The organism is Dietzia sp. 111N12-1, assembly GCF_001658045.1.
Lineage (GTDB): Bacteria > Actinomycetota > Actinomycetes > Mycobacteriales > Mycobacteriaceae > Dietzia > Dietzia kunjamensis.
Genome location: NZ_LSSV01000011.1, coordinates 1 through 263 on the forward strand (window position 1 = coordinate 1; position 263 = coordinate 263).

A 263-nucleotide genomic window follows, 5' to 3' on the forward strand; every position below is an offset into this window, starting at 1 on the left:
CGGTTCGCAGAGTTTTCAGACGTTTAATTTCTGCATCGAGTTCGGTCAACCGGCGGGTGAGTAGGTCTCCTGCCGGTTCACACGGACAGGCTCCTGTGTCTCTGACGGAGAGGAGGTCACGGATGTCGTCGAGCTTGAGGCCTAGCCGCTGTGCCCCCTGGATGAAGCGCAGACGATCCACCGCTTGCGTGCTGTAGATCCGATAGCCCGACGGGGTGCGGGCTGGGGGCGGTAGTAAGTCAACTCTCTCGTAGTAGCGGATC

General features: G+C 60.1%; 1 protein-coding gene. It reads right to left on the minus strand.

The genetic code is table 11. From position 1 onward, the window contains the following. Positions 1-262, minus strand: a 262-nt coding sequence (locus tag AYO52_RS17515) for a MerR family DNA-binding protein (protein ID WP_253701767.1), incomplete at its 3' end; no start/stop codon positions are given. Position 263: the final 1 nt, after the last annotated feature.